This is a genomic window from Chloroflexus sp., from assembly GCF_056331925.1.
The window spans coordinates 105,149-115,664 of sequence record NZ_JBWGQH010000003.1 but is presented as its reverse complement, the minus strand read 5'-3'; the positions used below and the strand labels follow the sequence as shown (position 1 = coordinate 115,664).

Below are 10,516 nucleotides of genomic sequence, written 5' to 3'. Positions count from 1 at the left end.
GGCCGCACCGGGCGCACCGCACCTCACCGCTGCCAGGCCGCACCGGGCGCACCGCACCTCACCGCTGCCAGCGGGCCGCACGGCCGTGCGGCCCTACAGGGGGATTCGGTATGGAAAACACCTTTTTAATTACTGGTGGTACCGGTTATCTGGGCAACACGTTGATTCGCCACGCCCGCGCACGTGGCTTACCGATTGCGGCGACGTTTCATCACCAAACGCCACCGGCGGCGACTGACATCACGTGGTATCCTCTCGATCTCCGCGATCCGACTGCTGTCCGGCGGGTAATTACCGAGGTGCAACCGGCAGTCATTATTCATACGGCCTTTCGCCAATACGATCCCGACCTGATGGCGATTACCGGTGAAGGTGCCGGATATGTAGCAGCAACCGCTGCAGAGATTGGATCACGTCTTGTTCATATGTCAAGTGACGTCATTTTTGACGGCGAGAAGGCAGGCGCCTACACCGAGGCCGATCCGCCCAACCCGATTACCGACTATGGTCGGGCCAAAGCGCGTGCGGAGGAGTTGGTGCAACACCATCATCCGCACGCCGCGATTGTGCGCACCTCGCTCATCTACGGCTTCGATCCGCTCGACCGCCACAGCGCCTTTGCACTGGCCGTAGCGCGTGGCGAACGGACGGAGAAACTCTTCTACGACGAGCTGCGCTGCCCCGTGTTCGTTGATGATCTGGCAGCGGCGCTGATCGATCTGGCGCAGAGTGATTATCGCGGGGTGATCAATCTGGCCGGCGCTGAGACGATCAGCCGCTACGAGTGGGGCCGGCTGCTCGCCCAAGCGTATGGCCTCGACCCAAACCGTATCGTCGGCACGCTCAGCGCCGAAAGCCCCACGCCCCGCCCGCGCAACTGCGCGCTTGACATCAGCCGCGCCCTTGCGTTGGGCTACCGGCTGCGCGGTGTACGCGAGGTGTTGCAAGCGTCGGGTAAACTCAAACCATCACGGGAAAGCTGAAGCAACTTCTCGCGGCGTAAACGTGCGGGCTGTTTGCTCAATAACTGCTGCGGCTGTCGAGTCAGTCCGGATAAAAAGGGCACTTTCGTGATCGGTAAACACGAGCCGCCAGTCGGGATGAATGGTTAGCAGATTAGCCGGCGGTGATCCGAAACCAACGAGTACCGCATCGGTAGGTTGACGACGCAATATCGCTTCCCAATCACCGGTACCGAAATGAAAATTAATATACTCTGCATAGACATCAGGAGCATACACCGTCTCACGTCGCCCATCCATACCAACCTTGACCAACGGACCAAGGTGCCAGATCAGGTATTGCCCCCAACCAAAATCACACATCAGGTTGCCACGGAAACCACTCTCGCGTAGCAGTACGGTTGCGTTGTATGGAACGCTTGTGACGGGAATAAAACGCCATGGCGAGATGATCAACCCACTTGCCAAGATCAACGCTGCTGCCACAATAGGGATTGGGCGTAACCATCGAGGAATAGCCACTTCGGTTTGCTGCCGGCGAAAAAACGACTCCCAAACCACATTGACATGCTCACCGGTAAAGATGGCAAAGGCAATGCCCATGAGTGGCAAATGACGAATAGCTACCAGTGGCATGATACCAACCAGTCCAAACAACCCAATGAGAATTGGACGACGCTGCAATGATGATCGGTACACCCCCCACACGGCTAATGCCATGACCACGAGGTAAATTGCACCAAAAGGACTTCGGATGGGAAGAGGTTGCCAATCAGCAATCTCTGGCCGATCACCGGTGGCTGTCTCAAACAGAAACGATAAAATCCCTAGGCCGTAGGGATTGACCAGCGTAGCAAGCGCTGCACATACAACCGGTGGAATAATCGCACGCCACCGGGTACGATTGAGCGCTACGTGCGCGATTGTCCATACACCTAACATAACACACCCGGCCAAGAAACCACCATGCAAATTCACCCATCCACCCACAACGACCGGCGTTAACCATAACCAACGATACTGACCGCGCTCGGCAGCTTCAATAATCATCAGCATCACTGCGAAGAGGAAAAAGGTAAAAATTTGGGGTCGGACCACAAGACTGAACCAGATAGTGGTCATCACCACACCTAGCCAGATGATAACAGTAGGCATGAAAGTAGTCTGCTTGACCTTTACCAGCCACCAAAAGATGAGACCTAAAGTCGCGAGGTAGACAACGAAGCGTAGAGTGATTAATCCTACTTCACCACCAACCCGCCAGGCAAGACCCATGAGCACTTCCATGAGCCATTCATGGTTAATCCAAGGATGATCGAGATTTAGGTAAGAATACGGATCAACACGGATTACGTCACCGGCAGCAATAGCGTCAAGGCCAAAACGCAGATGTCCCCAGAGATCCGGATCGGTGTATGTGCGCAGACTGACTACGATTATAATTGCCCAGGTAACGGCCATAAGGCTCTTTTGCCAGTTTGACCAACCAGTTTGTCGTTGAGTTGTGATAGAAGACATTATCCGCTCCATACCAATAGATCGGTTATTTTTTCCGTAACTATTGTAGCAATGTCATATTACCCATACGTCGGCCAATGCGAGTTTCAATCCAAGAATCGTTTGATCTATCAGCTCAAAACTCGGTAATCACCGTCACCCCCGCCCCACGAAAGCTATCGAGATCGACCAGCGCCGCCGGTGTTTCGTCCAGCCGGATCGTGCGCCCGATCAAGCGTTGCGGTTGCACCTTGCCCGACTGGATCAAATCGAGCATGGCATCATACCGATGGGTTTGCATACCGTGACTGCCCATAATTACCAGCTCGCGGGCCACGACAATATCCATCGGTAACGGTGGCATACGTTGCTCGGCCAACAGCAACCCCACTTGCACATGGCGGCCCCGTTTGCGCAAACTGGCGATCGAGTTAGCGCAGGTGGTTGGACTGCCCAACGCATCGAGCGACAAATGCACCCCGCCGCCGCTCAGATCGCGCACCGCGCTCACCGCATCAGCTTCAGCCATCGCATCAACCACCGCAGTTGCGCCAACCGCGCGTGCCAGTTCTAACCGCTCTGGATTAATATCGATCCCGATTACTTGCCCGCCTAACGCGCTGGCCAGCATAATCGCCGACAAGCCAACTCCGCCGCAGCCATACACCGCCACCCACTCGCCGGCACTGACCCGGCCCAAATCAACCACGGCGCGGAACGCGGTCGCGAACCGGCAACCGAGACTGGCGGCAGTAGCAAAGCTCATCTCATCAGGCAAGCGTACCAGATTGAGATCGGCACGGTCGATAGCAACATATTCGGCGAACGATCCCCAATGGGTAAAGCCCGGCTGAAACTGGTGATCGCACACCTGCTGCTGACCGGCTTGACACTGCGGACAAACCCCACATGCGCAGACAAACGGTACTGTCACCCGATCACCGATCCGCCAGCGAGTTACCCGCGCACCAACGGCCACTACTTCACCGGCTAATTCGTGACCCGGCACATGTGGTAACCGAATATCGGGATCGTGCCCCATCCAGCCGTGCCAATCGCTGCGACAGAGGCCGGTCGCGCGCACCGCTAGCACTACTCCATCGGGTGACGGCGCGGGATCAGGCAGATTGGCAATCCAAGGCATTTGACCAAAGGCTTCGTAGTAAACTGCACGCATTGTCTTCTCCTTTTTCTAGCGTAGATAGCGATAAGGGGAGATCACATCATCTTCACACTGCATCGATACCGGCCTCCCCATAAGCTCCAGTATTGCTATGCCGCATATCGTCCGTGTAACTGCCATCCGCGTGGCGTTGTCGGATCAAGCCCGCGTGTTACAGCCAAGTGGTAGCAAAACAACGGCACCGGTATGATAGCACTCACCAAGCTTAGCTAAGCCGGTAGACATCTGCAAACCGAGCGTATCGATTGCGCACCCACGTTCATCATCACTTAGTACCGGTAACTTAGCACCAATAGTACGTAAGCGGACAAGCAGATCGGCGACCGATTTACTGCTTCACTGCCGAGTTTAGACGAAGCAACCGCCAACACCGGAAACTCTAGCTCGATTGGGACAGGTGAGCCGTGCTGCGACTCGACGGACGATGACATACGCTGTCTCTTTAAGTTTGCGTGACTATTCCGAAACGCTGTTGCCAATTGAAATTCGCGTTCCAACACTATCAATTGAAATGACTTACCGCCACCAGTGCCATCGTCAATGCTGCCGGCAAATTCGGCGAACCAATCCCGATTAGGAGGACGAAAGCCATGAGCTGTGCCGTATACGTGTCTTCATCGTAGCAACCAATTCAGACCCAACATCCAACTCAACGTGTAACTTCATCTGCCGAACTGACGGCGTATCGGGATTGTTGGTGATTACAAACGTTCGTGCCTCTTGCCGTTGCACGTCGAGATCAGGATAACCGGCCCAACTGCGAAACGCCGATCATCAGGGAATTACGTAGGTGCGCGGTAGCTGCCGATTTGGTAAGCAATGAGGGCACAACCCACCGGTAAGCTGTTGAATATCCTCAAGTGTACTAACACAGATACCGGCTTAGGTAGAGCTACCCCGACCGGCAAGATAGACATAGCGCAATCCTAGTGGGATCGTTTGATATGACGACCATCACGCTAACTGCTCGTGGTGTTGTATTGGTCTAAACTGGTGGAATGACGCTACCACGAGACACCGGTATCGTCAAATACACCGATCCGTATAACCCTTCGTGACATCGCTCGCCCATGCACCGTACTGTACCTCATCGCTGATATAATGTGGGGCGTTGCCCCAAGGCCGACGACGTCGATCCGGGCAGAGAAGAACCGCTAAGGTAACACAGCGATAGACCTGTTACTGTGTTACGCATGGTAGTCAGCCACCGGTGCAGAGCCAACGTCTATGGAACAGTTCAACTCGCTCAACCCAGCCCAACGTACCGCCGTGACGGCGCCGATCGGGCCTGTGCTGGTTAAGGCCGGCGCCGGTAGTGGCAAGACGCGCGTACTCACGCTGCGGATTGCATACCTGATTACTCATTACGGCGTATCACCGTCACAAATACTGGCCGTTACCTTTACGAACAAAGCCGCCCGCGAGATGCGCGAACGGTTGCGCGGGTTGCTCGGCTCGCGCATCCGTGGCTTGACGAGTGGCACCTTTCACGCGATTTGCACCCGCATCCTGCGTGAGTCGATTGCCGGTCGTATAAAGGGTTATACCGCTTCGTTCTCGATCTACGCCAGTGATGAGCAGTTGCAGTTGGCTGCCGAGGCGTTAGCCGGCGTCACGGAAACGCCACCTCGAATGATCGAAGCCGATGAGGTGCTGCGCCTCATTTCACGTGCCAAAAGCCGTATGCTCACCCCTCGTCTGATGGCTCGGTTTGCAACCGATCCGCTCGATCGGTTTGTGGCAGCCTGTTATCGCCGCTACCAGCGCGCTCTCGAACAGGCCAATGCGCTTGATTTCGATGATCTGATTCTGACGGCCTACCGGCTGCTCAGCGAAGACCCCGATCTCTTGGCAACCTATCAGCAACGCTGGCTACACGTACTTGTTGATGAGTATCAGGATACCGATCCGAGTCAGCACACGCTGATCGAGTTGCTCACCCGTCCGACCGCACATCGCCCACGTTCACTGTTCGTGGTCGGTGATGCAATGCAGAGCATCTACGGCTTCCGCAATGCCGATCACAACATTATCAACCGCTTTACCGTCGACTTCCCCGACGCGCAAGTGATCGAGCTGACAACCAATTACCGTTCACGGCAACCCATCCTCGATGCGGCATATGCGATTATTCGCCACAGCCGCAGTGTGTCGCCGATGGAGCTACGTGCTGCGGCGGCGGTCGCAGCCGAGCGAAGTGTGTTGATTAGCGAGGCAAAGGATAGCCGCGAGGAGGCAGAGCAAGTAGCACGCTCGATTGCCGAATTGCAACGGCAAGGTCGCCGACTGCGCGAGATTGTCGTTCTTTACCGTACACGCCACATGAGCCGTCCACTCGAACAGGCCCTACGCCACGCCCGCCTGCCTTACGTCGTGCGGGGCAGCGTCAGTTTCTTTGACCGAGCAGTTGTGCGCGATGCGCTGGCTTATCTGCGCTGCATCGCCAACCCCGCCGATAACCTCAGCCTTACCCGCATTGCCAATGTACCGGCGCGTGGGTTAGGCGGGCAAGCTCTGGCGACCATTGCAGCCTTCGCTTCCACCCAATCGATTCCGCTCAGCGAGGCACTCGGTCATGCCCCAGTCATACCTGGGCTAAGCCCACGTGCAGTCGAAGGAGCACGCCGACTGTTTGCCCTCCTCCAACGGTGGCGGCGATTAGCCGCCGGTACCATGCCGCCCGATCATCTGTTGGCCGATGTGCTGGAGCAGAGCGGTTATATGGCCGCTTTAGCCGAACGGTTCGACGCTGAAGAGCTGGCCGAAGCACGCGCCCATCTGCAAGAATTGCTCCGTGCCGCCGAAGAGCATACCGAGCTGAGTGCATTTTTGCAAGAAGTCGCCCTGATGACCAACGCCGACGATGACGACGATGAACGGGATCGGGTGCAACTGCTGACCATTCACGCCGCCAAAGGCTTAGAATGGCCCTTCGTGTTCGTGGTAGGGTTAGAAGAGGGAACCCTCCCCCACGAACGCAGTCTCGGCGATCCAGCCGCTCTCGAAGAAGAGCGTCGTCTGTGTTATGTTGCGTTCACCCGCGCCGCCGAACGGCTCTATCTTTCGTGGACGGCCAGCCGCAATCGCGGTCAGCGCCTAAAACTATCTCGCTTTCTCGAAGAGGTATTGGCCTTTGGCCGCGAACAAGCACGACAAGCCAAACAGTGAGGGCTGTCTTGCATGACGGCCCTTCACCGCCTGTATCATCGCCGATTACAACAACATGATCGCCGTGATCGCTACGACAATGAGGAACAGCACAGCTACCACCACAAGCGCGAGCCGTTCTAGATTCAGCAGCGATACGGTACTGACTAGCTTCTCATTTTCACCTGACCCGATCACATACAGACGACACTCTTGGTCGTCAAGCATGCCGCTGATCTCGGTCATCATGACACCCCTGATCGTCAGCTTCGCCTGTATCGGGCGACCGTGCGCACCCGCTTTAGCAATCGCCTCCTCGATCAAACGGCTAAGCGGCCCGACACTATGCCAGCGGCTATCGTAGAGATCGATCTCACTTTCATATATCTCACGTGCCTGCTGCTTAAGCAATCGCTGTACTTGCTGCGACAAATCTTCGCTATCATCATCGTTCTCAAGCTCGACAACCCACCGCGACCACGTAAAGAACTTCTCTTCGACCAGATTGCCATTGCCATCACATGTTTCGCACCGCACCCGTTGATATCCTTTACAACGGTCACATGGTTGTTCGACCGGGTTAGGTTCTCCACGACGCGCTTTCGGTTTGATCACACCTTTCCCCTGGCACTGCGGACACACCACTTGACCGGAACCTTGACAACCGGTGCAGGTAAAAAAGCGGCGTGAGCCAGGTAAGATCATCTCACCGCCGGGTTCAGATGTGAAATCGCGGTGAACTGGCAGCGGCGTTGCCCATACATCCAATGTCCGCTCAGCCACCGGACGTTCATCATTCCGCATCGGACGAGACCGCAATTGCGGTGGCGAACGTTGCTCGTAAAGCACTTTCAGCGCGTAGAAGTAGATATTATAACTGGCGATTAGCTCAAACTCGATCAGTTGGCCGAGTGATGAGCGACGAAATGGTTTCTGGCGGCTCCAACGGTTGAGCCACTTACGCAGATAGTCACGGCGATGGAAGGTATCTGCCCGTTTGCGCGCCTCGGTCAGAAAATCGTTAAATTGCTCAGCAAGATTAGCTAACTCAGAACTGAGTGCCAATTCGAGTGGATTCTCAAACCACTCGGCACAATCCTCCCAACGCGACTCTTCCATATCGATCGTATCCTGATCGAGGAGGGGGCGTAGGGCGAGTCGTAACGCATTTGCAGCCGCGCTGGCGGTACTGAAACGCAGATTCGGTTGGGGCGAGAGCATGCGTAACAACACCCGTTCGGCTAACATAAATGCGGGTGGTTTGTTACTCAAATCAAGCTCAACAATCATACCGGTAGGTGGTAGCTCACCGCTAAGCAGGTGATAGGCTATTGCCCCAAGACTGTAAATATCGAGCGAGGCGTGAGCTTCAGCCTGAGCGAGTTTCAATTCAGGCGCTGAATATGGTGTGAGATAATCGGCTTCACTCAGCATACTCCAATCGAGTGGAGCATCAGGCACGGCAGCGAGGCTTAGGTTGGTCAGGTACGCATTCCCCTCCGGGGTTACCAGAATATTCGCCGGCTGGACATCACGATGAACAACTTGCTGCTCATGGAGATAATCGAGGACGGCAGCGATTTGGGTGATAATGCGTACCGCTAATGTCAGATCCGGTGGGCCTTCTTGTAATATCTCATTCAGTGAGCGGCCGGCGATGTACGGCATGACCATATAATCGCCGTAGTGTTCATCATGACCAGCGTCGATCACCGGTAATAAGTGGGAATGACTCAAACTTGCAGCGAGCCGAGCGGCTAATTGAAACCGGCTATTTGCGATCCAATCGTGGCGACGCAACAAGAAGACATAAACCGGGCGGTTGAGGGTCTGATGGGTAGCGCGATAGATCAGGGCAAGCTCGTCTTGCCCAATCTGTTCATGCAAGCGGTACTCACGAAGTTCAAACTCCTGCGCGGCAGTAGGCCGTGGTTCGCCGTGGGCGAAAGAGTGTAGATTACTCATAGCTGCCTCAGCGTATCGTGTAAATAGAACATTTGTTTAATTCATATTGAAATTACCTTGTCAACCGTCTGGTTATGTTTCCCTGCCCTGCACTTCCGGTGAGTGATTCATCACCATAAGTAGCTACTTATCACCTTTTTCCGCACTGCGTCATGGTATACTACAACTGTGCCGGTTGGTGGCGGGCATCCTGTAAGATCGGACACGCAATGACGATCATCCGTGTCCTCCCTGCCAGTCAGGATCTCTGCCTCCTCATTTCTACCCCGTGCGGCATTCCTCAATGCCGCTTCCTCGCGCTTGCCCCATTGCCTGCCACCCGGTTAACGGCCCCGCTCAAGGGGCCGTAACTGTTTCAACAGGTGCCGGCGGTGGTGGCGGCACCCCCTCACGTAACAGTTTGAGCGCCCAGTACAATTGCGCATCCGCACAACTGGTATCGTTGGGCCGGTCTGGCACACACGGTACCTGATAGATCGGATCGTTCGCTGCCGGTACGACATGCTCCGGTGTAATCCCAATGCCGTTAATCGCTTCACCGGACGGCGTCAGCCAACGCGCAATGGTGATACGCACACTGCTCCCGTCACGCAGGGTATAGATGTTCTGAACCGACCCCTTGCCAAAAGTCTTCTCACCGAGCAAGACCGTATTCGGACGTACATCACGCAACGCGCCGGCAACCACCTCGGCGGCACTAGCCGACCCACCGTTTACCAATACTACCATTGGAATACCGTATAGCCGCCGGTTAGGCGGTGCCGTGATGGTGCGTAACTCTTTGTTGACGCCACTGCGCTCCTCTTCATAGAGCGCCACGCCGTCGTAAAACCGACCAAGCACCTCTTGCGCGGTCGTCAGAAAACCGCCCGAATTATTACGCAGATCGAGCACAATGGCCCGCGGTTGTTGTGGGAGCAACTCGGCAATCGCCTGGTCGAGCAACTCGGTGGTTGTGGCCTTGAATTCGGTAATCTGAATATAGGCAATGCGATCGGGTAAAAGCGTGTTATTGACGGTGATGAGCGGAATCGCTGCGCGCGTGATGGCAACGGTAAAGACGCGATCTTCGGCAGGTCGGCGAATGGTTAAGCGAACGATCGTTCCGGCCGGACCACGAATAAGGCTTACTGCACGCGCACTTGCTTCTTGGTCGCTCAAGCCGGCTATCAACTCAGCCAGTGGTTGATCATCTACTGCCAGAATGATGTCACCCGCTTGAATACCGGCTTGTTCGGCAGGCGAATTCGGGATCGGACGGTCGATAATGATTTGACCATTTTCAACCCGCAGATAAGCCCCAATACCTTCAAACCGGCCCTCCATCGACTCCCGATTTTGTTGAGCTTCTTGTGGCTCTTGAAAGAAGGTATACGGATCGTTGAGCGTTGCTAGCATCCCACGGATCGCACCGTATACCATCTTCTGCCGATCGATAGCTTGCGGCTGGTAGAAGTTCCCTTCAACCAGATCCCACACGTCCCAGAAGACGGCAAACTGTTGGCGGCGGTCACCAGGGGTGAGCAATCGCATATCGACGTTAGAGACACCGGTAATCAAGACATCGATCGGAGAGACGCCCACAATCCGCCCGGTGATCCAACCACCAAGAAAAGCCACAGTGATCACGGCGACCCACCGAACGATGACCCCGACGACTGTCCACACTCGTTCCATTCCCAACCCTTTTCTAGAGATGCAGCGCGTATTGCAACCTTGCCAATGGTCATTTCGCGCGGAGTGAGAAATCTTGCCATCCGCT

6 protein-coding genes are annotated in these 10,516 nt (G+C 55.5%); 2 read left to right on the top strand and 4 right to left on the bottom strand.

All coding sequences use genetic code 11. From position 1 onward, the window contains the following. Nucleotides 1-110 precede the first annotated feature (110 nt). Complete coding sequence (locus tag AC01ZF_RS02735) at nucleotides 111-983, top strand: SDR family oxidoreductase (RefSeq protein WP_428113810.1); 873 nt, start codon at nucleotides 111-113, stop codon at nucleotides 981-983. Here AC01ZF_RS02735 and AC01ZF_RS02730 read toward each other — a convergent pair. Beyond that, nucleotides 969-2,423: a hypothetical protein gene (locus AC01ZF_RS02730; RefSeq protein WP_428131457.1), complete on the bottom strand. Its 1,455-nt coding sequence runs from the start codon at nucleotides 2,421-2,423 to the stop codon at nucleotides 969-971. The genes AC01ZF_RS02735 and AC01ZF_RS02730 overlap by 15 nt on opposite strands. Nucleotides 2,424-2,595: 172 nt before the next feature. Then, nucleotides 2,596-3,636 (bottom strand): zinc-dependent alcohol dehydrogenase family protein, encoded by a 1,041-nt coding sequence (locus tag AC01ZF_RS02725; protein ID WP_424677134.1) that lies wholly within the window; start codon nucleotides 3,634-3,636, stop codon nucleotides 2,596-2,598. A gap of 1,233 nt (nucleotides 3,637-4,869) precedes the next feature. On the opposite strand from AC01ZF_RS02725, the gene AC01ZF_RS02720 reads away from it, so the two are divergent. Beyond that, nucleotides 4,870-6,810: an ATP-dependent helicase gene (locus AC01ZF_RS02720; protein ID WP_424677133.1), complete on the top strand. Its 1,941-nt coding sequence runs from the start codon at nucleotides 4,870-4,872 to the stop codon at nucleotides 6,808-6,810. A gap of 45 nt (nucleotides 6,811-6,855) precedes the next feature. On the opposite strand, the gene AC01ZF_RS02715 is transcribed toward AC01ZF_RS02720, so the two are convergent. Both AC01ZF_RS02715 and AC01ZF_RS02710 read right to left on the bottom strand, forming a co-directional pair. Next, entirely contained in the window at nucleotides 6,856-8,754 is a 1,899-nt protein-coding gene (locus tag AC01ZF_RS02715; protein WP_428113805.1) for a protein kinase domain-containing protein, read from the bottom strand. Between the two features lie 336 nt (nucleotides 8,755-9,090). After that, a complete protein-coding gene (locus AC01ZF_RS02710; RefSeq protein WP_476575097.1) occupies nucleotides 9,091-10,431 on the bottom strand; it encodes a S41 family peptidase in 1,341 nt (446 codons plus the stop codon). Between the last annotated feature and the right edge of the window lie 85 nt (nucleotides 10,432-10,516).

Bases quoted from the DNA above. Each gene is read 5' to 3' on its own strand.
- AC01ZF_RS02710 (WP_476575097.1), bottom strand. From the start codon at position 10,431: ATGGAACGAGTGTGGACAGTCGTCGGGGTCATCGTTCGGTGGGTCGCC.
- AC01ZF_RS02725 (WP_424677134.1), bottom strand. From the start codon at position 3,636: ATGCGTGCAGTTTACTACGAAGCCTTTGGTCAAATGCCTTGGATTGCC.
- AC01ZF_RS02715 (WP_428113805.1), bottom strand. From the start codon at position 8,754: ATGAGTAATCTACACTCTTTCGCCCACGGCGAACCACGGCCTACTGCC.
- AC01ZF_RS02720 (WP_424677133.1), top strand. From the start codon at position 4,870: ATGGAACAGTTCAACTCGCTCAACCCAGCCCAACGTACCGCCGTGACG.
- AC01ZF_RS02730 (WP_428131457.1), bottom strand. From the start codon at position 2,423: ATGGCCGTTACCTGGGCAATTATAATCGTAGTCAGTCTGCGCACATAC.
- AC01ZF_RS02735 (WP_428113810.1), top strand. From the start codon at position 111: ATGGAAAACACCTTTTTAATTACTGGTGGTACCGGTTATCTGGGCAAC.